The sequence below is a fragment of the Halogeometricum sp. S3BR5-2 genome (genome assembly GCF_031624635.1).
GTDB lineage: Archaea > Halobacteriota > Halobacteria > Halobacteriales > Haloferacaceae > Halogeometricum > Halogeometricum luteum.
Genome location: NZ_JAMQOQ010000002.1, coordinates 380,797 through 403,643, shown reverse-complemented (window position 1 = coordinate 403,643; position 22,847 = coordinate 380,797). Strand labels below are relative to the sequence as shown.

At 66.8% G+C, this 22,847-nt stretch carries 27 protein-coding genes; 17 read left to right on the top strand and 10 right to left on the bottom strand.

All coding sequences use genetic code 11. The annotated features are described in order from the left end of the window. Nucleotides 1-5: 5 nt before the first annotated feature. The 6 genes from NDI79_RS08510 (at nucleotide 6) to NDI79_RS08485 (ending at nucleotide 5,855) form a co-directional block, all read left to right on the top strand. Nucleotides 6-1,685, top strand: a complete 1,680-nt coding sequence (locus NDI79_RS08510) for an ABC1 kinase family protein (protein ID WP_310928046.1) — start codon at nucleotides 6-8, stop codon at nucleotides 1,683-1,685. 66 nt (nucleotides 1,686-1,751) lie between these two features. Next, on the top strand, nucleotides 1,752-2,192 hold the full coding sequence (locus tag NDI79_RS08505; RefSeq protein WP_310928045.1) for a DUF5518 domain-containing protein: 441 nt from the start codon (nucleotides 1,752-1,754) through the stop codon (nucleotides 2,190-2,192). 118 nt (nucleotides 2,193-2,310) lie between these two features. Beyond that, nucleotides 2,311-2,685, top strand: coding sequence for a translation initiation factor IF-5A (locus tag NDI79_RS08500; protein WP_310928044.1), 375 nt, complete (start codon nucleotides 2,311-2,313; stop codon nucleotides 2,683-2,685). Between the two features lie 5 nt (nucleotides 2,686-2,690). Further along, complete coding sequence (speB, locus tag NDI79_RS08495) at nucleotides 2,691-3,554, top strand: agmatinase (protein WP_310928043.1); 864 nt, start codon at nucleotides 2,691-2,693, stop codon at nucleotides 3,552-3,554. A gap of 342 nt (nucleotides 3,555-3,896) precedes the next feature. Next, complete coding sequence (locus NDI79_RS08490) at nucleotides 3,897-4,661, top strand: Nif3-like dinuclear metal center hexameric protein (protein WP_310928710.1); 765 nt, start codon at nucleotides 3,897-3,899, stop codon at nucleotides 4,659-4,661. Between the two features lie 90 nt (nucleotides 4,662-4,751). Continuing rightward, nucleotides 4,752-5,855, top strand: a complete 1,104-nt coding sequence (locus NDI79_RS08485) for a deoxyhypusine synthase (protein WP_310928042.1) — start codon at nucleotides 4,752-4,754, stop codon at nucleotides 5,853-5,855. A 24-nt stretch (nucleotides 5,856-5,879) separates the two neighbouring features. Here the strand turns inward: NDI79_RS08485 and NDI79_RS08480 are convergent, their stop codons facing one another. Then, complete coding sequence (locus NDI79_RS08480; protein ID WP_310928041.1) at nucleotides 5,880-7,037, bottom strand: DUF2334 domain-containing protein; 1,158 nt, start codon at nucleotides 7,035-7,037, stop codon at nucleotides 5,880-5,882. 148 nt (nucleotides 7,038-7,185) lie between these two features. Here NDI79_RS08480 and NDI79_RS08475 point away from each other — a divergent pair, with 148 nt between their 5' ends. From NDI79_RS08475 to NDI79_RS08450, 6 genes are all read left to right on the top strand, one after another. Then, nucleotides 7,186-7,713, top strand: coding sequence for an SHOCT domain-containing protein (locus NDI79_RS08475; protein WP_310928040.1), 528 nt, complete (start codon nucleotides 7,186-7,188; stop codon nucleotides 7,711-7,713). Nucleotides 7,714-7,791: 78 nt separating this feature from the next. Further along, nucleotides 7,792-8,763: an aldo/keto reductase gene (locus NDI79_RS08470; RefSeq protein WP_310928039.1), complete on the top strand. Its 972-nt coding sequence runs from the start codon at nucleotides 7,792-7,794 to the stop codon at nucleotides 8,761-8,763. Between the two features lie 96 nt (nucleotides 8,764-8,859). Next, on the top strand, nucleotides 8,860-9,468 hold the full coding sequence (locus tag NDI79_RS08465; RefSeq protein ID WP_310924595.1) for a translation initiation factor IF-2 subunit beta: 609 nt from the start codon (nucleotides 8,860-8,862) through the stop codon (nucleotides 9,466-9,468). Between the two features lie 108 nt (nucleotides 9,469-9,576). Beyond that, the gene (locus NDI79_RS08460) at nucleotides 9,577-10,260 is read left to right on the top strand and encodes a helix-turn-helix domain-containing protein (RefSeq protein WP_310928038.1); all 684 of its coding nucleotides are present in this window, start codon (nucleotides 9,577-9,579) and stop codon (nucleotides 10,258-10,260) included. A 71-nt stretch (nucleotides 10,261-10,331) separates the two neighbouring features. Beyond that, a complete protein-coding gene (locus NDI79_RS08455; protein WP_310928037.1) occupies nucleotides 10,332-11,732 on the top strand; it encodes an APC family permease in 1,401 nt (466 codons plus the stop codon). After that, nucleotides 11,725-12,981 carry a M20 family metallopeptidase gene (locus tag NDI79_RS08450; RefSeq protein ID WP_310928036.1) on the top strand — a complete coding sequence of 419 codons (1,257 nt, stop codon included), beginning with the start codon at nucleotides 11,725-11,727 and terminating at the stop codon, nucleotides 12,979-12,981. Before NDI79_RS08455 ends, NDI79_RS08450 begins: the two co-directional genes overlap by 8 nt. An 18-nt stretch (nucleotides 12,982-12,999) precedes the next feature. Here NDI79_RS08450 and NDI79_RS08445 read toward each other — a convergent pair whose 3' ends face one another. Then, nucleotides 13,000-13,644, bottom strand: a complete 645-nt coding sequence (locus NDI79_RS08445) for an SDR family oxidoreductase (protein ID WP_310928035.1) — start codon at nucleotides 13,642-13,644, stop codon at nucleotides 13,000-13,002. Between the two features lie 126 nt (nucleotides 13,645-13,770). On the opposite strand from NDI79_RS08445, the gene NDI79_RS08440 reads away from it, so the two are divergent. From NDI79_RS08440 to NDI79_RS08425, 4 genes are all read left to right on the top strand, one after another. Then, nucleotides 13,771-14,328 carry a DoxX family protein gene (locus tag NDI79_RS08440; RefSeq protein ID WP_425499589.1) on the top strand — a complete coding sequence of 186 codons (558 nt, stop codon included), beginning with the start codon at nucleotides 13,771-13,773 and terminating at the stop codon, nucleotides 14,326-14,328. Nucleotides 14,329-14,430: 102 nt separating this feature from the next. Continuing rightward, nucleotides 14,431-15,192 carry a fumarylacetoacetate hydrolase family protein gene (locus NDI79_RS08435; protein WP_310928034.1) on the top strand — a complete coding sequence of 254 codons (762 nt, stop codon included), beginning with the start codon at nucleotides 14,431-14,433 and terminating at the stop codon, nucleotides 15,190-15,192. Nucleotides 15,193-15,351: 159 nt separating this feature from the next. Then, nucleotides 15,352-15,570 carry a hypothetical protein gene (locus tag NDI79_RS08430; protein WP_310928033.1) on the top strand — a complete coding sequence of 73 codons (219 nt, stop codon included), beginning with the start codon at nucleotides 15,352-15,354 and terminating at the stop codon, nucleotides 15,568-15,570. Nucleotides 15,571-16,181: 611 nt separating this feature from the next. Then, nucleotides 16,182-16,466, top strand: coding sequence for a hypothetical protein (locus tag NDI79_RS08425; RefSeq protein WP_310928032.1), 285 nt, complete (start codon nucleotides 16,182-16,184; stop codon nucleotides 16,464-16,466). Nucleotides 16,467-16,655: 189 nt separating this feature from the next. Here the strand turns inward: NDI79_RS08425 and NDI79_RS08420 are convergent, their stop codons facing one another. Beyond that, nucleotides 16,656-16,973: a type II toxin-antitoxin system RelE family toxin gene (locus NDI79_RS08420; protein WP_310928031.1), complete on the bottom strand. Its 318-nt coding sequence runs from the start codon at nucleotides 16,971-16,973 to the stop codon at nucleotides 16,656-16,658. Next, nucleotides 16,933-17,217 carry a ribbon-helix-helix domain-containing protein gene (locus NDI79_RS08415; protein WP_310928030.1) on the bottom strand — a complete coding sequence of 95 codons (285 nt, stop codon included), beginning with the start codon at nucleotides 17,215-17,217 and terminating at the stop codon, nucleotides 16,933-16,935. Before NDI79_RS08415 ends, NDI79_RS08420 begins: the two co-directional genes overlap by 41 nt. 266 nt (nucleotides 17,218-17,483) lie before the next feature. Here NDI79_RS08415 and NDI79_RS08410 point away from each other — a divergent pair, with 266 nt between their 5' ends. Continuing rightward, entirely contained in the window at nucleotides 17,484-17,663 is a 180-nt protein-coding gene (locus NDI79_RS08410; RefSeq protein ID WP_310928029.1) for a hypothetical protein, read from the top strand. 234 nt (nucleotides 17,664-17,897) lie between these two features. Here the strand turns inward: NDI79_RS08410 and arcD are convergent, their stop codons facing one another. The 6 genes from arcD to NDI79_RS08380 form a co-directional block, all read right to left on the bottom strand. Continuing rightward, nucleotides 17,898-19,346: an arginine/ornithine antiporter ArcD gene (arcD, locus tag NDI79_RS08405; RefSeq protein WP_310928028.1), complete on the bottom strand. Its 1,449-nt coding sequence runs from the start codon at nucleotides 19,344-19,346 to the stop codon at nucleotides 17,898-17,900. A 181-nt stretch (nucleotides 19,347-19,527) separates the two neighbouring features. Then, the gene (gene mnhG / locus NDI79_RS08400) at nucleotides 19,528-19,869 is read right to left on the bottom strand and encodes a monovalent cation/H(+) antiporter subunit G (protein ID WP_310928027.1); all 342 of its coding nucleotides are present in this window, start codon (nucleotides 19,867-19,869) and stop codon (nucleotides 19,528-19,530) included. A 75-nt stretch (nucleotides 19,870-19,944) separates the two neighbouring features. Then, complete coding sequence (locus tag NDI79_RS08395) at nucleotides 19,945-20,238, bottom strand: MrpF/PhaF family protein (RefSeq protein ID WP_310928026.1); 294 nt, start codon at nucleotides 20,236-20,238, stop codon at nucleotides 19,945-19,947. Then, nucleotides 20,228-20,893 carry a Na+/H+ antiporter subunit E gene (locus NDI79_RS08390; RefSeq protein ID WP_310928025.1) on the bottom strand — a complete coding sequence of 222 codons (666 nt, stop codon included), beginning with the start codon at nucleotides 20,891-20,893 and terminating at the stop codon, nucleotides 20,228-20,230. Before NDI79_RS08390 ends, NDI79_RS08395 begins: the two co-directional genes overlap by 11 nt. Continuing rightward, entirely contained in the window at nucleotides 20,890-22,497 is a 1,608-nt protein-coding gene (locus NDI79_RS08385) for a complex I subunit 5 family protein (RefSeq protein ID WP_310928024.1), read from the bottom strand. Before NDI79_RS08385 ends, NDI79_RS08390 begins: the two co-directional genes overlap by 4 nt. Next, on the bottom strand, nucleotides 22,494-22,838 hold the full coding sequence (locus NDI79_RS08380; RefSeq protein ID WP_310928023.1) for a sodium:proton antiporter: 345 nt from the start codon (nucleotides 22,836-22,838) through the stop codon (nucleotides 22,494-22,496). Before NDI79_RS08380 ends, NDI79_RS08385 begins: the two co-directional genes overlap by 4 nt. Nucleotides 22,839-22,847 lie beyond the last annotated feature (9 nt).

Genomic DNA, 22,847 nt, shown 5'->3' with positions numbered 1-22,847 from the left:
GTGAGGTGGTGACGCTGGTCAACCTCCGCTCGTACTGGCGGTTCCTCGTCGTCGTCTACCAGTTCTCCCCGCTGATAGTCGCGTACGCGAGGGACCGCCGGAGGTTCGTCCTCTTCGGCGGGTCGCGGAGCGTCACGACCGAGATGCAGGAGCGACGGGCGACGATTCTGCTCGACTCCCTGCTGACGCTCGGCCCGACGTTCATCAAACTCGGCCAACTGCTGTCGACGCGGCCGGACATCCTCCCGCCCGCGTACATCGAGGTGCTGTCGAGCCTCCAGGACGACGTGCCGCCCGCGCCGTGGGCGGAGTCCAAGGAGGTGCTCGAAGCCGAAGTCGGTCCGGTCGAGGAGGCGTTCGAGTCGTTCGACGAGGACCCCATCAGCGGCGCCAGCCTCGGGCAGGTGTACACCGCGCGCCACGACGGCGAGGACGTGGCGGTGAAGGTCCGCCGCCCCGGCATCGAGTCACTCGTCGAAGCGGACCTGCGGGTCGTCAAGTGGTCGCTCCCGTTAGTGATGCGCTTCATCGGTGAGGGTCGGGCGTTCTCGCTGGAGAACTTGGCCGACGAGTTCGCAAAGACCATTCGACAGGAGATGGACTACGGCCGCGAGCGCCGCATCCTCGATCAGATACAGTCGAACTTCGAGGGCGACGAGGCCATCCGCATCCCCGAACCCGTCGAGGAACGCTCCGGACCGCGCGTGCTGACGATGGAGTACCTCCCCGGGACGAAGATAAACGACGTCGAGGCGCTGGACGCGATGGGCGTCGACCGGACGGAGTTGGCGACCCGCCTCCAGCGCATCTACCTGCAGATGATAATCGACGACGGCGTCTTCCACGCCGACCCCCACCCCGGCAACCTCGCCGTCGACGACGACGGCGCCATCATCTTCTACGACTTCGGGATGTCCGGCCGCGTCGACCCGTTCGTCCAGGACAAGATAGTCGACTTCTACGTCTCCGTCGCCAACCAGGACATCGACGGTATCCTCGACGCCCTCATCGAGATGGGAACGCTCTCTCCCGAAGCGGACCGGCAGGTGATGGGCGACGTGATGGAACTGGCCATCGCCGACGCCCGCGGCGAGGACATCGAGCAGTACCGCGTCCAGCAGATAATCGAGCAGGTCGAGTCGACCATCTACGAGTTCCCCCTCCGCCTCCCGCGGAACCTCGCGTTGGTGCTCCGCGTGGCGACGGTCGTAGAGGGCGTCTGCGTCACCCTCGACCCCGAGTTCGACTTCATCTCCGTCGCCACCGACTACCTCCGCGACGAGGGCTACTACGAGGAGACGGCCAAGGAACTCGTCCGCGACGCCGGCCAGCAGATGCAGCGGACGACAGAGGCGCTGTTCACCGTCCCGCCGAAACTCGACCGGGTGCTGGACAGCGTCGAGCGCGAGAACCTCACCGTGAACGTCCGGTTGCAGGACAAGGAGGGCGTGCTGGACAGACTCGCCCGGCGCATCGTCTACGGCGTCCTGTTCGCCGTCGGCGCCCTCTCGACGGCCATCCTCTACGCCTTCGACCAGACGAGCATCCTCCCGGCCGCCGTCGCCGCGGCGCTGACGGTGCCCGTCATCATCCAACTCTACCGCTCGTTCCGCTCGAAGCGCGGCATCCGGGCGACGCCGCAGTTCACCCGACAGAGCATGCGACAGCGGCGCGGCGAGGAGTAGCTCCCTTATCAAACCTGAGTTTCGGGGGCGGACGTTTATCTGGAGGGACGACCGACCGTACCGGCAATGACTCGGTGGCGGGCCGTCGTCGCTGGATTCGCTCTCGCCGCGTGCAGCGAGGCGCTCGTCTTCTTTCTCACGGGCCGGGTGACGCTCGTCGGCGGCCTCGCCGGGAGCGCCGTCGCCGGCTACCTCGTCGGCCCGGACCCGGCCGACGGCGCGTGGCACGGCCTGCTGTCGGCGCTGTCGTGGGGCATCGTCCTCATCCCCGGGCTGGTCGCGCTGGCCGTCGTCGGCGACGGCCCGCTCCCATTCCCGTTCGAGTACCTCCTCCCGCTGTTCGACACCCCCGGCGAGGCGACGACGGGCATCCTCGTCGGCGTCACGCTCCCGAACGCGGCGGCGGGCGCGCTCGGCAGCCTCTCGCGCCGGCGAGACGAGGAGCGAGACGCGTGGCTCGGAACCGACGCCGACGTGGACACCAACACCGACACCGACGAGGTCTGAACGCACCGACGGCCGAGACGGAAACGCCCGCCGCGGCGTTCGTGAGTCCGTCACGCGGGAGAACGCCGCGTCGCCCGTTTCCAAACCGTTTATACGGACCTGACGATAACGCGGAGGTATGCCCAGAGAACAGAAGCAGGTCCGCGAACTTCAGGAAGGAAGCTACGTGATGATGGAAGAGTCCCCCTGTAAGATAAACGCCTACAGCACCGCCAAGCCCGGCAAGCACGGCAGCGCGAAGGCGCGAATCGAGGGCAAGGGCGTCTTCGACAGCAAGAAGCGCTCGCTCAGCCAACCCGTCGACGCGAAGGTGTGGGTGCCCATCATCGAGCGAAAACAGGGTCAGGTCGTCTCCGTGACGGGCGACGACGCGCAGATCATGGACCTCGACACCTACGAGACGTTCACGATGCGCATCCCCGACGACGAGGACCTCACCCCCGACGACGACATCGAGTACCTCGAGTACGAGGGCCAGCGGAAGATCGTATAGTCGGGATGTTCCCCGGGGCAACCGCACCGCGTGACGACGCCGCGTACGTCGTCGTGGGCGCCCCGCTGGATATCTCGACCACGTTCCGACCCGGGACCCGCTTCGGTCCCGAGAGAATCCGGCGGTTCGCCCGGACGTTCGACGACTACGACCGGCGGACCGACCTGCGCTTTTCCGACTGTCTCGTCCACGACGAGGGCGACGTCCGCCCGTGGGACGACGCCGGAGAGTACGTCGAGTGGGTGCGCGGAACGCTCCGCGACGCTTTCGACGACGGCGCCGTCCCCCTCCTCCTCGGCGGCGAACACACCGTCACCCGCGCCGGCGTCGACGCCGTCGAACCGGACGTGTTCGTCTGTCTGGACGCCCACCTCGATTTGAGAGACGAGTACGACGGCAATCCGTGGAGCCACGCCACCGTCACCCGCCGCGTCCTCGACTCGCTGGGCGCCGAGGAGGCCATCATCCTCGGCGCCCGGACGGGGTCGCCCGAGGAGTGGGACCGGGCCGACGAGGGCGACGTGACCGTCGTCCCGCCGGAGGATGTAGAAGAGTTCGAGTTCGGCGACCGACTCGACGGCCGGTCGGTGTACCTCAGCGTCGACGTCGACGGCGCCGACCCAGGGTTCGCGCCCGGAACGGGGACGCCCGAACCGTTCGGACTGGCCCCGAGGGAGATGCGCGATGTCGTCCGCGCCGTCGCCCCGCACGCCGACGGCTTCGACGCCGTCGAGGTGAACGACCGGGACGACGGGCAGGCCGCGTCGCTGGCGGGGAAACTGCTCCGGGAGTTCGTGTTCTCGCACGCCGCGGCGAACGGGAACGGTGACAGTGACGGCGACGACGGCGCCGACGCTGACGGCGAGTAGCGCCTCGAAAAGAACGAACGGTCGTTGTTACCGCTTTCCGCTTCGGAACAGTCGCCGTACCTTGCTCGTGATACTCCGCTTCGTTCCGCGCGGGAGGCGTCGCCACGCGCGCATTGCTTTCCTGAATTTGCCCATGGCAATCACCGCGGCAGAGCCGCGTCGTTCGTCGTTCCCGTCTCGTGACGGGTACTCGTTCGGTGACCCGGCGGGTACAAAGGTATCGTGGCCGCTGGCTGACGAAAAGCGGCGGACCGCGCCGCGTCACGTCCTCCCGTACCGCGCCGCGTCGCGCCGCGACCAACGGGATACAAGCGGCGGGCGCCCCTCCGCCGAGACATGACGATGGACCGCGCGGACGTGGTCGCACGGTACGACGAGGAACTGAACACCGAGGAGTACGCCGACGTGGACGCCAGCGCGAACGGCCTACAGGTGGGGTCCGAGGGGGGCGAAGTGGAACACGTCGCCTTCGCCGTCGACGCCGCCGAGGCGACCATCGAGGCGGCGGCCGACGCGGGCGCGGACCTCCTCGTCGTCCACCACGGCCTCGTGTGGGGCGGGCTGGACCGAGTGACCGGCCGGACCTACGACCGAATCGCGCCGCTGGTCGAGAACGATATCGGCCTCTACGTCTCGCATCTCCCCCTCGACGGCCACCAGTCGCGGGGCAACGCCGCGGGCGTCGCGGACCGCCTCGAACTCGAATCGCGCGAACCGTTCGGCGAACTCGGTCCCGTCCACATCGGCCAACGCGGCCGCGCCTCCCGGACGTACACCGTCGAGGGACTCCGGGAGGCGCTGGACGAGTTGGACAACGGCGGGGAGTCGACGCAGGTGCTGGCGTTCGGCCCCGACGAGATTTCGGAGATAGCCGTCGTCACCGGGTCGGGCGCGGACTGGGTCTCGGAGGCCGAGGCCGTCGGCGCGGACGCTCTCGTCACCGGCGAGGGGAAACAGCAGGCCTACCACGAGGCGCGCGAGGCGGGGCTGAACGTGTTCCTCGCGGGCCACTACGCGACGGAGACGTTCGGCGTCCGCAACCTCGCCGCCCTCGCGCAGGAGTGGGGACTGGAGGCGACGTACCTCGACTTCCCGACCGGACTCTGAGGCGGCCCCGCGGGGGCGCCGGGGCGACCGGACCGACGGCGCCCGTCCCGGACCGCGACCACTAAACCGCCCCGCCGCGCACCGGGAGATATGAGCGACGACGGCCACGAGCACGAGGGGGACGGGCACGACGCGAACGGCGGCGACGGCGAGTACCACCCGCCGCACCGCGAGGAGTTCCGCGAGAACCCCATCGGGCACGCGCGGGTCCGCGGCGGGATGACCGTCGGCGAACTCACCGGCGAGTACGGCAAGGCGGGCATCGGCGCGGCGAAGCTTCAGCGCGCGGTCGACGTGTACGCCGAGATGATCGGGAGGGACGACGTGACGAACCTGTTCGGCCTCGCGGGTGCGATGGTCCCCACCGGGATGCGCCAGATAGTCGTCGACCTCATCGAGGAGGGCCACATCGACGCCCTCGTCACCACGGGCGCGAACCTGACGCACGACTCCATCGAGGCTATCGGCGGCAAACACCACCACGGCCGGGCGGAACCGCACGACCCGCACCCCTCGGACGAGGAGGCACGGCCGACGGGAGAGACGATGCGCGACCACGACGAACATCTGCGCGACGAGCAGGTCGACCGCATCTACAACGTCTACCTCCCTCAGGAGCACTTCGCGCTGTTCGAGGGGCACCTCCGCGAGAACGTCTTTCCCGAGGTCGAGCGCACGGTGTCGATTCAGGAGTTCACCGCCGAACTCGGCCGGGCGAACCTCGAACGGAACCGAGAGGAGGGAATCGAGGAGGACGCCGGCGTCGCCGCCGCGGCGTACGACAACGACGTGCCGATATACTGCCCGGCGATTCAGGACTCCGTGCTGGGGATTCAGGCGTGGATCTACTCGCAGACGTCGGAGTTCACGCTCGACGCGCTGAAGGACATGACGCACCTTTCGGACCTCGCGTTCGAGGCCGAGAAGGCCGGCGCGATGGTCGTCGGCGGCGGCGTCCCGAAGAACTACGTCCTCCAGACCATGCTCACCATCCCCGACGCGTACGACTACGCCGTCCAGTTGACGATGGACCCCGACCACACGGGCGGCCTCTCGGGGGCGACGCTGGACGAGGCGCGGTCGTGGGGGAAGTTGGAGAAGTCCGCGAAGAACGTCACCGTCGTCGGCGACGCCACCATCACGCTGCCGTTCGTCGCCGCCGCGGCGCGCGAACGCGCAGACGAGCGGTTCTGACCGCGCGGGTCGGCCACGCTCCCCCTACTCGTACACGCGCCACCCGTCGTCGGTTCGCTCCATCGTCCCGTTCGCCACCCGGGAGCCGAGTTCGCCGACGGTCACGAACCGCACGTCCTCGCGGGATTTCGCGTGTTCGAGGAGGGCTCGCAGGTCCGCGCGCTTCTCGGGCGTGTCGAAGTCGGGGTAGTGAATCATCATCACGAACGTGCCGCCGTCGGCGTACGCCTCGTCGAACTCCGCCGTCAGGTCCGCGCGCGACTTGGTCTCCATCGTCGTCCAGTCCTCCACGTAGCCGCCGGAACTGGCGACGTGGACGACGCTCCCGTTCTCGAAGACGGGCGCCTCGCCGTAGTAGGTCCGCGTGAACCACGACCCGCCGGAGACGGTGGTGTAGTTCGTCTCGGCGGCCGCCCGCGTCGTGTTCTCGTCGTAGGTGTTCATCGGGGGGACGAACGTCGTCGGGCGGTCGCCCGTGCACGCGACGAGTTCGTCGGTTCCCTCCTGCATCCACCGCAGTTGCGTCTCGTACGGTTGCCCGCCGAACTCGCTGGACCCGTGGAAGTCGGTCCGGTTCTCGTGCGTGTAGCCGTGCAGGGCGAACTCGAAGGTCCGCGGGTGGTCGCGGCCGAGTTCGCGGAGGTAGCGGCAGGTGTCGTCGGCCTCGGAGATGTTCTCGCCGCCGACGAACGGGATGACCGCGTTCGTCACGGGAACGCCCTCCTCGACGAAGACGTCGTCGACGGCCCGCATCGTCGACGCCTCGTAGTACGGTTGGATGTCGTCGTTCCGGAAGGCGACGACCAGTCGGTACTCCGTCCACGTCGCGTTCGCGGGTTCCGCGTCCGCCGTCCGGGCGGTGTCGGCGTCCGGGTCGGTCGTCTCGTCCGTCGACGCTTCCGGCGTCGCCGCCGATTGGGCCGGCGTTTCGGTCGGCGGGGCGGTCCCGGCGGTCCCGGCGGACGCGTCGGACGCGCCGGAAACCGGGGTCGCCGGGGACGCCGTCGCGGTCGAATCGGTCGACGGAGTTCCGGCGGCCGCGGACGGCGTGTCGGCCCCCGGAACGAGCGAGAACCCGCCGGGGGCGAGGACGCCGGCGCCGACGACGGCGACGCCTACGCCGATGGCGACCGCCAGCGAGACGAGGGCCGCGTGGCGGAGGGGGCGGTCGGGGGTGTGCATGCCGAGCGGTCTCGGTCCGACGGTATGAGTATACGGCTCCTATCGAGACCTTCTCGTTTGGTTACCTGTCCGCGCCGCGGCGAAACGACCCATTACGTCACTTCGCGTCCGACAGATATATGCCGGCTCCGGCACCGACTGGACGACGATGGCCCTCCGCGACCGGACCGCATCCGTCTCGCTGCTCCTGTTGCTCGTCTCGGGGACCGTGTCGGCCGTCCTCGCCGGGTACGCGGCGCTGGTCCTCTGGAGCGGACTGGTCGAGGGAGCGCTCGTCGCCGCGGTGCTCCGACTCGCGTTCCCGGTGCTCCCGCTGTTCGTTCTCGCCGCCGTCGCGGCCGTTCTCTCGGCCGTCGGCCTCGTCTACGGGCTGGCGCGGAAGGCGAGACTCCCGCGCGGCGGACGAGTCGAGGCCGTCGCGCGCCGGGCGGAGAGGGAGTACCCCGTCCTCCGGACGCTAGGCGTGGGCGACGCCCTCTCGGAACCGGAGCCGACGCCGGAGGAACGCCGCGCGGACGCGCTCGACGAACTGAAGCGGCGGTACGTCGCGGGCGACGTCGACGAGGCGGAGTTCGAGCGGAAACTCGACCGTCTCGTGGCGAACGACACCGTCGACGACGCGCGCGCCGAACGCGAGCGCCGGGTCGCCGAAACGGAGAGGCGGGAGCGCTCCTGAACGGGAGCGGGCGGGGCGGAACCGGAGATTTTGGACTATCGAACGTACACTTTTCTCCCGACTGCGCGAAGGCGACGCATGGAGTACACCACGTTCGGGTCGACGGGCGTCACCGTCTCCGAACTCTGTCTCGGCTGTATGAGCTTCGGGACGAACTGGGACGACTGGACCCTCGACAGGGAGGAGAGCCGCGAACTCATCGAGCGGGCGATAGAGCTCGGAATCAACTTCTTCGACACCGCGAACGTCTACTCGTACGGGGAGTCGGAGGAGATTCTCGGGGAGGTGCTCGCGGAGTACGACCGCGACGAGTACGTGGTCGCGACGAAGGTGTACGGGCAGATGGACGAGGACGACCCGAACTCGGGCGGCCTCTCGCGGAAGACCATCGAGCAGGAGTTGGATAACTCCCTCGACCGCCTCGGGATGGACACCGTCGACCTCTACCAGATTCACCGCTGGGATTACGATACGCCCGTCGAGCAAACGATGCGGGCGCTGGACGACGCGGTGCGGCGCGGCAAGGTGCGCTCCGTCGGCGCGAGTTCGATGTGGGCGCACCAGTTCGCGGAGGCGCTTCACACCAGCGACCGACTCGGACTGGACCGCTTCGTCTCCATGCAGAACCTCTACAACCTCGCCTACAGGGAAGAAGAGCGGGAGATGCTGCCGCTCTGCGAGAAGGAAGATATCGCCGTCATGCCGTGGTCGCCGCTCGGCGCGGGATTCCTCACCCGGCCGCACGAGGAGTTCGACGCGACGACGCGCGGCGAACACGAGTCCGAGCACGACCGCGGGTACACGCAGGGCGGCGGGCCGGAGGTAAACGAACGCGTCGAGGAACTCGCGGCGGAGAAAGACGTGAAGATGGCGCAGATTGCGATGGCGTGGCAGTTCGAGAAGTCGTGGGTGACGACGCCCATCCTCGGCACCTCCAGCGTCGAACACCTCGAAGACGCCGTCGAAGCGCTGGATATCGACCTCTCGGAGTCGGACGTGGAGTACCTCGAAGAACCGTACGAACCGGTTCCCGTGAGCGGGCACGAGTAGCGGCCTCGAACGGACCTCCCGCCCCGCGGTCCCCGGTGAGCGCCGGTCCACCACGGGACACGGAACGGCTTTAGGTCCGGGTCCACTCCGACCGGTATGGACTACGCAGATTCTCTCGACAGAGCGTTCGACACGCTCCCGGAGCGGAACTACGAGGAGTCGCGTCTCAACGTCCCCGACCCGGAGGGCGAGACGGACGGCGCGTTCACCCGACTGACCAACCTCGGCAACATCGCCGACGCCCTCGGGCGGGAGGCCCAGCACCTCCACCGGAACATCCAGCGCGAACTGGGGACGAACGGGCAGTTCGACGGCGACCGCGCCCGCTACAACGGGTCGTTCACCGTCGCCGACTTCGAGGCGGCCATCGACGAGTACGTCGCCGAGTACGTCACCTGCACGGAGTGCGGTCTGCCCGACACGCGCCTCGTCACCGAGGACGGCGTGGACATGCTCCGCTGTGAGGCCTGCGGTGCGTTCCGCCCCGTTCAGAAGCGCGCGGCGCAGACGCAGACGAACACGGGCCCGGCCATCGAGGAGGGCGGGACGTACGAACTCGAAATCACCGGCACCGGTCGCAAGGGCGACGGCGTCGCCGAGAAGGGCAAGTACACCATCTTCGTCACCGGCGCGCGCGAGGGCGACACCGTCCGCGCGCTCATCGAGCGCACCAGCGGCACGCTGGCGTTCGCCCGCAAGGTCTGAGCGAGCGGCCGCCGTCGGCCGAGCGAAGCGCCGAACCCGTCGAGAACGACCCTCCGAGCGAGTCTGCGGACGCACAGCTTTTTGCGCGCGCGTGACCCTCCCTCCACCATGACGGACGAGGAGGCGGGGGTGAGAGTGAGTCTGGATATCTGGCACCCCGACTGCTGGACGCTGGAAGTGACCGAGGAAGCGAACGGCGGTCTCCTCGGCCACGGCGTCCACGAGATAGACGGGTTGGCAAACGGCCGGTTCACCGCCTACGCCGACAGCGTCGAGGAACTCGACCGACTGGTCGACGCCGTCCGCGACTCCCCGCTGACCGAGTCGGTGTGGGAGACGGGCGAGTTCGAAGACGAGACGGTGCCCGGAAGCGCGACGCGCGGCATCGTCGTCCGCTACGACCTGAACAACTCCATCAACGACGCCCTCGTCTCGCGGGGATTCATCCCGGACGAACCGGTGCGGATGCAGGACGGTCGCGAGCAGTGGACCGTGCTCGTCCACGAGTCGCGCAACACGGTCCACGAGCGGTTGGAGGCGATTCGGGCGGAGAAGAACGCCGACGTGCGGGTCGAACTCATCACCGCGCCGAAGGGCGGCACCGGGATGTTTCGCACGGACGCCCTCTCGGAGCGACAGCGTGAGGTGTACGAGTTGGCCCGCCGCCGGGGCTACTACGCGTGGCCCAGAGAGACCAGCGCGGCCGAACTCGCCGCCGAGGTAGGTATCTCGAAGGCGACGCTGCTCGAGCACCTGCGGAAGGCCGAGTCGAAACTGCTCGGCGGCGACTGACTCGGGTCGCAGGGAGGACCCTCTCATGAGAGGGAGGGGGGCTTTATCGAGCGAGCGTTCCATGTGAACACATGTCATCGGTAGACGTGAACGACGGGCGGAGCCTCTCGCGCGATATCGGCCTGCTGGGAGCCGTGAGCACGGTGGTCGCGGGAACGCTCGGCGCGGGGCTGTTCGTCACGCTGGGGACGGCGAGTTCGACGACGGGGCCGAGCGTCATCCTCGTCGTCGTCGCCTCCGGACTCTTGGCGATGTGCATCGCGCTGAACTACGGTTGGATGGCGACGATATTCCCGGCGGCCGCCGGGTCGTACGCCTACGTCTCGCGGACGTTCGACAGCCGCCTCCCCGGATTCTTGGTCACGTGGTCGAAGTGGCTGGGCTACATGGCCGCCGACGCGGTGTTGGCGCTCGGGTTCGGCAGCTACTTGCAGGTGTTCTATCCCTCCGTCGACGCCGCCCTCGCCGGGTTCGGGCTGTTGACGGTGCTCTTTCTCGTGAACCTCGTCGGCTCGAAGGGGTACAGCGTCTCGCAGAACGTCATCTTCGGCTTTCTCATCCTCTCCATCCTCGTCCTCGTCGTGCCCGGACTGGCGAACGTCGACGCGGCGAACTACTCGCCGTTCTTCACCGGCGGCTTCGACGGCTTCGTCGCCGCCGCGGTTCCCCTCTTCTACGCCTACATCGGCATCGCCGTCGCCGGGCAGATGGGCGCGGAGGTGAAGAACCCCTCGCGCAACCTCCCCCTCGCGATGGCCGGCGGGACGGCCATCCTCATCGTCCTCTACGTGCTGACCTCCGTGGTCATCTACGGCGTCGTCTCCGACTACACCGTCCTCGCGGACTCGGCCCGACCGCTGGCCACCGCTGCCGAGGCGTTCCTGGGCGATATCGGGACGACCATCGTCGCCGTCGGCGGCCTCCTCGCAACCGCCTCCTCCGTCCACGCGGTGATGGCCGCGGGCATCAAGATGCCCTACTCGTGGGCGTGGGACGAGGTGTTCCCGAAGAAGTTTTCCGAAGTCTCCGACCGCTTCGGCACGCCGCACTGGTCGCTTCTGACCCTCTACCTCGTCGCCTCCGGGCTGACGTTCTGGAGCACCGGTCTGAGTCAGGCCATCGGCATCGCCACGTTCAGCTACCTCATCGCCTACGCCGCCGTCTCGGTGACGGTGCTGTACGTCCTTCTGACGGGATCGTCGCTCGCCCACGAGGCGGGGTTCTCGCGTCCCCTGCTCCTCGGCGTCACCGGCCTCGTCGGCGCCCTCGGCGCGGGCGGCCTCCTCACGCAGGCGTACCAGGGGTCGCTGTCCATCTACGTCCCGTGGATTCTGGTCGGCATCGTCGTCTTCGCCGTCTACTGGTACCGCGGACAGCAGAAGGAGGTGGACGTGGAGGCCATCCTCGCGACGCTTCCCGGCGTCCCGTCCGACGAGTACGACCCGGCGATTCGGAGGACCGGCGATGACTGATTCGGGCGCCGACCCGACCGCCGACGGCGGAGGCGGAGACGGGAGCGAAAACGACCCCGCGCCGACGGTCGACCCCGAGGAGACCGTCGACCTGCTACAGAAACTCGTGCGCATCCCGAGCCCCTACTTCGAGGAGGCCGAGATAACGGGGTTCGTCCACGACTGGTTGGCCGAACGCGGCCACGACCCCGAGTACCACCGCGTCTCGGAACCCGACATCACCGAGTACGAGGGCGACAACGTCCTCGCGCGCCTGGAGGGGTCCGACCCCGACGCGCCGACGCTCCTGCTGAACGCCCACGTGGACACGGTGAAACTCGTTGAGGATTGGGACGAGGACCCCTGTTCGGGTCGCATCGAAGACGGGAAACTGTACGGGCAGGGCGCCTGCGACATGAAGGGCGGCCTCGCGGCCGTCATGGTCGCCTTCGACGCCCTCTCCGGGGTGGAACTCGCGGGCGACGTGCTCCTCACGGCCGTCGTCGACGAGGAGGGGCCGTACGGTCTGGGGACGGACAGACTGATTCGAGACGGCTACACCGACGACTGCGACGCCGCCGTCGTCACCGAACCCGGCCCCGTCCTCGCGCAGTCGGAGATGGAGAACCCCGCGCTCCTCCTCGGGGCGCGGGGGCGGGTGTTCTACGACATCGAGGTTCGCGGGAAGGCCGCCCACGGCTCCCAACCCGAGAAGGGCGTCAACGCCGTCGTCGACGCCGGGCGACTCGCCGCCACCTTGGACGACATGGAGACGGGCGACCACCCGAAACTCGGGTCGGGGTCGGTCTGCCCGCTGAAGATAGAGGGCGGCAGTCAGACGCTGTCGGTGCCCGAACGCGCCCGCCTGATGGTCGACCGGCACGTCGTCGTCGGCGAGACGAAGGAGACGGCGCGCGCGGACGCCGAACGCGTCGTCGACGAACTGGGTCTGGAGAGCGAGGTGGACATCGGATTCAGAGAGGCGCCCGACCCGGACATCGTCTACGGACCGTACGTCACCGACGAGGGCCACCCCCTCGTGACCGCGCTCTCGGAGGCGACGCGGTCCGTCTGCGGCGTCGACCCCGCGTACGGCTACTTCTCAAGCGTCGGCGACTTCAACTACCTCGGGGATCGCGCGGACCTGCCGACGGTCATCCTCGGCCCCGACGGCGAGAACATCCACGGCGCCGGCGAGTTCGTCTACACCGACGAGGTGGTCGAAGTAGCCGATATCGTGACGGAGGCCGCGGTTCGGTTCTGCGGCTGAGCGGGGAGAAAGAGAGGTTCAGTCCTCGTTCAGCGGGTCCGTCAGCGCCTCTTCTATCTCCACGTCCCCGGAGAGCATCTCGAAGGTGACGCCGTAGGTGGCCTCCTCCTCCAACGCGGCGAGCAGCGTCCGCGCCACGTCGACGCGGGGCACGTCGCCGTCCCGCCGGTCGATGCTCTCGCCCGTCCGAATCCGGCCGGTACCCTCCTCGTTGGTGAGAGCGCCCGGCCGGACGATAGTGTACGTCAGGTCGCTCTCGCGGAGGCGTTCGTCCGCCTCGGCCTTCGCCCGGAGGTACTCCCTGAGAGCCTCCGGGGAGTCCTCGGGCGCGTCGGCGTTCATCGCGCTGAGCATGACGAACCGGTCGACGCCCGCGGACTCGCACGCCTCCATCAGGTTCACCGCCCCGTCTCGGTCGACGCCCCAGACGTCGTCGCCGCCGGACCCCGCAGCGAAGACGACGGCGTCGACGCCCTCGACGGCGCGCGAGACGTCTTCGGGTTCGGTGAGGTCCGCGTGGACCGCCTCGATGCCGAGGTCCTCGACGTCGGAAATCTGGTCCGCCGCGCGGACCATCCCGACGGCCTCGTGGTCGCTCTCGCCGAGAAGTTGCGACGCGTGCTGTCCGACCTGTCCGTGAGCACCGGCTAGAAGTACTCGCATGGGACCTTACGTACGGTCAGGATGCCGAAGAGGCTGACGCCCTCGGCGAGGCGGACCCTCACCGACCGGACCAGTACCGTTTTCTGAACAACATATATCTTGTCTGACGAGAAACGTCGAAGTGCCATGTCAACTAGGCACATGATGGACGCGGAGATATTCGGACGGGACGTGTCGTTCGACTACTCCGAGGGATGGGTCGCCTACTCCATCCTCACGCTCCGGTTGGCGATGGGGTGGGTGCTGTTTCAGGGCGGCATCGTGAAGATACTCGACCCCTCGTGGACCGCCGCCGGGTTCCTCCTGAACGGCATCCCCGAGGGGAACCCGTTCGGCGGGTTCTGGGCGACGCTGGCGAACCAGTACATCGGCGTCATCGACCCGCTGAACGCGTGGGGACTGACGCTGACGGGACTGGCGCTGATGCTCGGCGTCGCCGTCAGGTGGTCGGCGTTCTGGGGGGCAGTGATGATGCTGTTCTACTGGGCGGCGTCGCTGACCGGCGGTCTGATGCAGGGGTTACCCGTCGCGCACGGGTGGGTCGTCGACGACCACCTCGTCTACGCCCTCCTCCTGTTCGGCCTCGGCGCGTGGGGCGCGGGTCGCATCCTCGGCGTCGACGCCTTCCTCGAACGCACCGCCCTCGTCGAGGAGAACCGCTGGCTCAGGTACCTCCTCGGGTGAGGGCGCCGACGCCGCCGGGTCGGCCTCGGCCGTCCCTCGGCGCCGCGGTCGCCTCCCCGTTCCGACCGAAACTATACGTCTGCGGTGGTTCGCTGAACGCGTATGCGAGTAGCGCGCATCCGGACGGCCGGCGGGAGCGTCGAGACGGGCGAGTACGAGGACGGCGTCGTCACCGTCGACGGCGACGCGTACGCCGTCGGCTACGAGGCGAGCGAAGACCGCGGGGGAACAGGGGACACCGCCGAGGCGACGCTGGTGGCCCCCTGCGAACCGTCGACGTTCTACTGCATCGGCCGGAACTACGCGGCGACGGTCGACCAGATGGATTACGAGGTGCCCGACGAACCCGACTGGTTCCTCAAGCCGCCGACGTCGCTCCTCGACCCCGGCGCCGACATCGTCTACCCGTCGTGGTGCGACCGACTGACGTACGCCGGCGAGTTGGCGGCCGTCGTCGACGAGACCTGTCAGGACCTGTCGGTCGGGGAAGTCGACGGGGCGATTCGCGGCTACACGATACTGAACGACCTGGACGCCATCGACCAACCGAAGCGGACGGCCCGGAAAGCGTTCGACGGGTCCGCACCGCTCGGCCCGTGGATAGAGACGGACGTCGAACCGACCGACCTCGACATGACGACGCACGTCGGCGGCGAACTCCGGCAGGAGGCGAACACGGGCGAGATGCTGTTCGACCCCCGAGAGGTCGTCTCCTTCCTCTCCGAGCGGTACACGTTCCGCCCGGGCGACGTGATAGCGTTCGGGAGTCCGGCGAACCCCGGCGACGTGGAACCAGGCGACGACGTGGGGGTGTGGTACGAGGGAATCGGAACGCTCCGCAACAGGGTGGTCGCCTCGGAGTGAACGCCATTCGCGACGGAACCACGTGAACATACATCACGAACTTTTATTATCTACCCGGTAGAGGTGTGAGATAACTCATGTCGGTCGTACCCGTACGCGCGTAACTCTTCTCGAAGGGCGAACAGACGGACGACCGACCCGCGACACCACCTGAATTTCGTGAGCACGAACACCCGCACGACGACCGAATCGCAGACGACCACTCACCGACCGACGCCGACGGACGCGCAGTCGACCGACCCCGCGTCCGCCGACCCGACGCCGGAGACGACCGACGACGCCGCCTCGTGGGTCGCCCGGTGCCAACGGCAGTTCGACGGGAGCGACAGGGACCGTCTCCGCAACCTCGCGGACGCCGAAAACGAGGCGATGCCGTAGCCGTATCCGGTTTCCTCGCACCGACGGCCTCTCGGAACGCTCTTGCCGGTGGGTCCGATATCGCCGCACGGCCGATGACGAGGCCACCGTTCCGAGTCGGGGTGGCACCCGGCGGTGACGAACCCTATGAGTGCCGAGGCCGACTTTCCACGCGAAGACTCTGTCAATTCTTTGCTGATGACAGTTCGTTGAGGCCGTGCCGAGTAGAAGGCGCGAGTCGGTCTCATGGGTCTATCACCCCTGTTCCGGATCGATACAGAGACGGAACAGTTACAGTTCTGCTTTGAACTCAGATGACACCCATAATCCAAAAGATTAGGATGACGAGCGAGACGATAATACTGAGTATGCCTGCCACGTTCCCGAGACGTCTCTTTTGAGCTGAGTTCATATTTCTAATATTTCATCTCTCTTTGAAAATATTGTGCTGACCAGTTTCTAATGGATGTTCTCTCTGTGGTCAGCACGTTGTTACTGACAGCATTTGGTAATGTCTCTGCGAACATGCTGAACGTAGGGCGCGAATCGGTCATTGGTTCGGTACTCCGTCTGGGAGTGACGACGGCCACCCATCCATACGCTTTTGAGTCTCCTGAGTGACTTTCCTCCTCATGACTTCTCCGGAGGATAGAACAGATAGTGAGCATGATGTCGGATTTGACGAGCAGGCATTGTATATCGTTGTTCGGAAAGCTGTTGAAGATGGAATTCTTGGAGCAACCGGGAAGCTCGTGCAAATCGGGGTTTCAGTTTTAATCGTCTGGTTCGGAATGCTGAGTGCTTTCTCAGAACAATCGATTATCGCATCCGTGGGTTGGGTTGTGGTGGCTATTCTCGGACTCTATCTCATTGCCACAGCCTTAGAAATCATCCCCTCTGTTCGAGACTGGTTTTAGGAAATCGCTCAATTCGCAGGCTCTGCTCAGCGGTTAGTTCAGTCTGGGCAGAGTAGAATAAACAATCCCTCCGTGCTGAATACACCCTCTGAGTCGGTCACGACACTTCTGACAGCGTTTGGTGAGGTTTCTGTGAGCGTGCTGACTAGCAGGCGCGAGTCGGTCAGAAATTTCGTGCAGCACAGAGCATCAGTCGTCGTCGGCGGTGTACGCTCCACCACGACGCTTGATTCGAGCGACAACCATCCGCTGTTCGGATTGACGAAAGGTTACGGCTAAGCGGAACTCACCGATGCGCACTTTCTTGTGCGGACTGTTCTGGAGTGGTTCGCCATAGTCCGGTGGATCCCGCCACGGCGAGTCGACGGTATCGTCGAGTTTGTTCAGTATCCGCTCTTGCTCAGATGCAGAAAGGGCAGAAAGGTCGTCCTGTGCTGTCGATGTGAGTTCCCACGTCCAGTCCCCCTCACTCGTCGCTATCGGTTCCGAACCGCTTGCGGGCTTCATCGGCACTCATCGTCTGTCCCTCACGGATGTCTTCTTCTGCTCGGAGGAGAGCGATGAGTTCATCGCGGTCGAACGTCGGAAACTCGGTCGCATCTCGGAGAGTGTAGCGGATGAATTCACTTCGACTGTTGAACCCACGTCCCTGCCACGTGCTGTCTATTTCGTCGAGAAACGACTGTGTGACTTTGAAATTCACCGTGACGATTTCGTCGTCGCCGTTCGACCCGGTAGTTGCTTCGGACATACAGTGGTGTTACGTGCGTCTTACTAAATCAATTTCGCCGGCATACGAGAGGAACTGATTGACGAGAGAACACAGTTCGGTCAGTACCCATGATTTCTGGCAGCGACTGAGTAGGTCTCTGTGGTCGTGCTGCATAGAGGGCGCGAATCGGTCACGGACCCGGCGCCTGTTGTAAGTGAATCGAATCGCTCAGAACAGAGGATGTATTGAGCAACAGAGCTTGAAAGAGAAATTATATTTGTCTAAGAAATCCCATATTTTATACTGTGGAAATTGACTATCGGGATGGGGTTACTATCGCGGCTTCCTCAATGGGTATGTTGCTCGGGGCGCTTGTTGCGTTCGCTTTCGAGTCCGAACTCGTTCTTGTCTGGATGGTTTCAGGGCTTGTTGCCGGTGCCGGTATTAGCGCGTATCTCTTTTATATCGACGAGAAGTCTGCCTAACCACCTTGCACCCTCTAGTTAGCACAGATACAGATATCACCGAAACCGGACAAAACTCTCAACGATAGATTTGCAGACTCTACTGAACGGCTGTTTTACAACAAGAAGCATGAAACGAATCGCAGTGCCGTGCTGAATACACCCTCTCTATGCAGCACGCGGTTTCTATCACGGCTCGAGGATTTCGACAGAGCTCGTGTAAATGTACGCGCGACCGGACCGAGACGTCGACGGTCAGTCGTCAGTCGACGGCGACTGACGACCGGAGCCGGCCGTCCCGTCGTACCGCCCGCCGAGGAGCGTCGTCGCGAACAGGACGAGCGGCGAGAGGAACGCGAAGAAGTAGTACGGCGCGTACGCGAGCGTTCCCACGCCGAAGACGGCGGACATGTAGACGGCGCCCGCGTGCCACGGGAAGAGCGCGCCCGTCGGGGTGCCCGCGGACTCGATGGCCCGCGAGAGGTCGTCGCCCGCCAGTCCGTACTCGTCGTAGAGGTTCCGGAGGGTGAGCCCCGGAACGACGATGCTCATGTACTGCTGGGCGGAGAACGCGTTGACGAGGATGGCCGAGGCGCCGGTGCCGACGACAAGACTGCGCGGACCGCGGACGGCCGACGCGAACGAGTGGGCGAGCACCGCGAGGACGCCGGTCCGTTCGAGGAGTCCGCCGAGCGCGAGCGCCGCGACGACGATTGAGATGGTCCAAGCCGACCCGGAGAGGCCGCCGCTGGCCAGCAGGTCGTTCACGAGCGTCACGCCCGTTTCGGGAGCCGTCCCGTCGAGGAAGACGCCCCAGGCGGCGGCGAACGAGCGGCCCTGGACGAGAATCGTCGCGAAGGTGCCGGCGAAGACGCCGGCGACCAGCGTCGGGAGCGCGGAGACGCCGTAGAGCGCCAGTCCGAAGGTGACGACGAGCGGAACGAGCACCAGCGCGGAGAGGTCGTAGGTGCCGGCCAGGGCGCCCTGTATCTCGGCGACGCGGCCGGCGGGAATCGCGCCGCCGGAGCGCAGGCCCAGACCCGCGTAGAGCAGGACCGAGAGGCCGAAGGCCAGGACCGTCCCGTTGCGCATCGCGCGGATGTGGTCGTAGAGGTCGACGTTCGTCACGGCCGCCGCGAGGTTCGTGGTGTCCGACAGCGGCGACTGCTTGTCGCCCGCGTAGGCGCCCGAGAGGATGGCGCCCGCCGTCATCGGGGCGGGCACGCCGAGGCCCGAGCCGATGCCGACGAAGGCCACGCCGAGGGTACCGGCCGTCGTCCACGAGGAACCGATGGAGAAGGCGACGGCCATCGCGAGCAGCGCCGTCGCCGGCAGGAAGACGTCCGGCGTCAACACCGCGAGCCCGTAGTACATGAGCCCGGGAATCGTCCCGGCGCTGATCCAAGTGGCGATGAGCGCGTAGATGACGAACAGGATGAGGATGGCCTGCAGACCCATCAACAGGCTGTCCGCGATGCCCTCGTAGAGGTCGTCCCACGAGTAGCCGAGCCAGTATTTACCCACCGCGCCGGTCAGGACGATGCTCCAGAGCAGCGGCCCGTGGGGGGCCAGCTTCAGATACCCGGACCCGACGCCGAGGAACAGAACGACTCCGAGTACGGGAACCAGCGCCTGCGCGAGGCTCGGACGCCGGTCCGCCGGAACGTCCTCGTACGTCAGCGGTTCGAGGTTCAGGGATGGCACGTGTGTCCCACGATAATAACTGTAGAGTATTAAACGGAGCTATTTTATTCTCGTAAGGTATTAGGGTTGCTACCACCTCCCGTGGTAACACTACTCAGGAAAACGATTCGGCGACGGCTCTCCGAACGCGCGTCGCGAGCGTGACAGTCGAAGCCGCGTGCGGACATCGCGTCGGAACGGCCTACTCGTCGTCGGTCTTACCGGGCCACGTCACCGACCCCAGGAACGAGACGCCGGTCCGTTCGGCCGCCCGAGAGATCATGTGCGCGCCGGTCGGCACCGTCAGGAACAGGAAGACGATACCGACCAGCGACGAGAGACCGGCGCCCCCGGGACCGAAGTACGCGAACCCGGCCAGGAAGATGGCGACCGTTCCGATGGTCGCCGGTTTGCTCGTCGCGTGCATCCGGTTGTAGACGTTTGGAAGCCGAAGCAGGCCGATGGTTCCGACCGTGAGGAAGAACGACCCGACGACGACCAGCGCGACGACCGCCCACATCTGTACCGTCTCCGGGGCGACCATCAGCGGTCACCTCCGGCGACCTGCTGGTTCGGCGGGGCGATTCGGTCGGGTGGGTGTCGGTGAGTCATGTACTGGTCACTCCTGTGTGACGATGATGTCGCCCTCGGTGACGAACTTCGCGACCGCGACCGTCGAGAGGAACGCGATGATGGCGAGGACGAGGCTGACGGTCACGAAGAGACCGCGGCCGGTCTTGATTGCGAACAGGACGGCGATGGCGACGATGTTCGTCGCGATGGCGTCCAGGGCGACCACGCGGTCGGGAACCGTCGGCCCCCGAACCGCGCGGTAGCCGCAGAACAGGTTCAAGAGCGCTACGAGGACGATGGCGGCGTCGACGACCGGCGCTATCGCCCCCTCAGCGGCCATCGTCCTCACCTCCCGCGTCCGCCTCGGCCGACGGGTCCGGCTCCGCCTCGACCCCCTCGTGGGCCTCGGAGACGGCCTGTTCGAGCACGGGATGGGTCTGGTCGGGTGGGTAGACGGCGAAGTCCGGTGCGGGGTCGCCCGCCGATAACTCCTCGTCGAAGATGGAAAGCGCGTAGTCCTCCCAGTCGCGGATCGGGTCGACGATTTCCTCGGGGGACCGTCCGTCGATGACGTGAATGTACAGCGCGTTCTCCGTCGAGTCGTAGTCGAGCGTGAGCGAGCCGGGGGTCATGGTGATGCTGTTCGCGATGGTGGTCACGCCGAGTTCGGTCTGGACTCGCAGCGGGATGAGAATCACTTCCGGTTCGATGGGGTTCGAGGGGGCGAGCACGCGGTACGTGACGTCGAGGCTGGCGACGACCGCCTCTCTGACGAACGTCAGCACGTACAGCGCCACGTACGGCACCCCGCGAGCCGACCGGCGGAGGTCGACGGTGTCGGCGTACAGGCGTCGGAAGACGTAGGCCGTGGGGAGTCCGACCGCGAGACCGACTAAAAACGCCCCGAGGAGCGGGTCGGGAGCGATGGGCGGCCCCTGAACGAACACCCACAGGACGGCGAAGAAGACGCCGATGACCGGCCAACTGCGGGTCACCGGCCGCCACCCCCGCCGAGACCCACGGCGTCGACGTAGGCCTCGCTGTCGACGGCGGCGTTCGCCGCCGTCTCGGCGAACCGGTACACCGGGTCGAATCCCACGCCGACGAGGACGACGACCGCCGCGAGGGCGGCGACGACCGCGATCTGCCCCGAATCGGCGGCCGCGACCTCGACGGCCGGCGTCTTGGGGCCCCAGAAGCCGCCGACCCACACCCGCGTCGCGTACAGGATGGTGAGCACGGCGCCGATGAGCGACGCGGCCAGCGCGAGCGCCGACAGCGCCCCGGGACCGAAGCCGAGTCCCCGAACCGCCGCGTCGAACGTGAGGAACTTCCCGAAGAACCCGATCAGCGGCGGGATGCCGACCAGCGAGAGCAGACCGATGAGGACGGCCCCCGCGAGCACCGGCGAGCGCCCCGCGAGGCCGCCGAGGTTCCGCAGGTCGTCCGTCCCGACGGCGTCCTTGACGACGGCCGCCGAGAGGAAGAGGAGCCCCTTCGTGAGCGCGTGGTGGAACGCGTACACCAGCGCGGCCGCGATGGCGACCCGGCGGAGCGTTCCCGCCGGCCCGGCGGCCGCGGCGACGGCGATGGGGAGGGCGATGAAGCCGACCTGACCGATGCTCGAGTACGCGAACACGCCCTCCAGTCGGTCCTGACCGACGGCGCCGAACGCGCCGACGGCGATGCTCGCTATCGCCATCGCCCCCAGCACCGGTGCGAGGAAGGCCAGCGGCGACGTGCCGGCGATGCCGGGCACGTCGGCGGAGACGGAACCGGCGGCGAAGACCGTGAAGTAGAGCCGGACGACCGCGTACATACCCACCTTCTTCGTGACCCCGGCGAACATCGCCGTGACGGGCGGCGGGGCGGTGGTGTACGCGGCGGGCACCCAGAACTGGAAGGGAACGAGCCCCGCCTTCAGCGCGAACACCGCGAGCAGCAGCGCCGACAGGCCGACGACCGGCGCGGGGTCGACGCCGTACGCGGCGGGGTCGGCCAGCCGCCGGGCCATGTCGGCCATGTTGAGCGTCCCCGTCGCGGCGTACAGGCCGCCGACGGCCACGAGCATGAGCGCGCTCCCGAAGACGTTCATCGTCAGGTAGCGGAACGACGCCGCGGTGGCGAGTTCGGTTCCGTAGAAGGCGACGAACACGTAGCTGACGATGAGCATCACCTCGAACCAGACGAACAGGTTGAACAGGTCGCCCGTGAGGAACGCGCCGGACACTCCCACCAGGAGCAGGTGGAAGAGAGGGTGGTAGTAGACGCGCTGGTTCTCGGCTATCATGTACCGAACCGAGAACAGCATCGACGCGAGTCCGAGGCTCGCGGCGATGGTCAGCATGAACGCCGAGAGCCCGTCGAGGACGAGCGTGATTCCGAACGGCGCGGGCCAGTTGCCCACCTGATAGACCGCGACTCCGGGGGCCGTCGGCCCGAGGACGACCGTCCAGACGGAACCGGCGACCGCCGCGACGTACCCGACGACGCCGGCGACGCTCGCCGCGACCTGAATCCGGGGCCACGCGCGGAGCACGAGCGTGAGCACGGCGGTCACGAGCGCCACCAACAGCGGTGCGATAACGTGCCAACTCATCCTGTCCACTCCGTGACGTCCATGGTCTCGTTCTCCTCGTAGGCGCGGTACGACAGGACGAGCGCCAGCGCGGTCGTCCCGAAGCTGATGACGATGGCTGTCAGGACGAGCGCCTGCACCACCGGGTCCGCGACCTCGGGGACCCCGCCGCCGTGGTGTCCGAGAACGGGCACGAGGTCGCCGGTCCCCTCCTCAACGCCTCCCATCGAGATCAGGTAGACGAACGTGCCCTGAGAGAGGGCGGCGATTCCCAGGACGACCCGTATCAGGTCCCGCCGCAACAGCAGGAACGTCCCGACGGCGAACAGTCCGCCGACCACGACGGCCAGGGCGACGCTCATCGGTCGTCA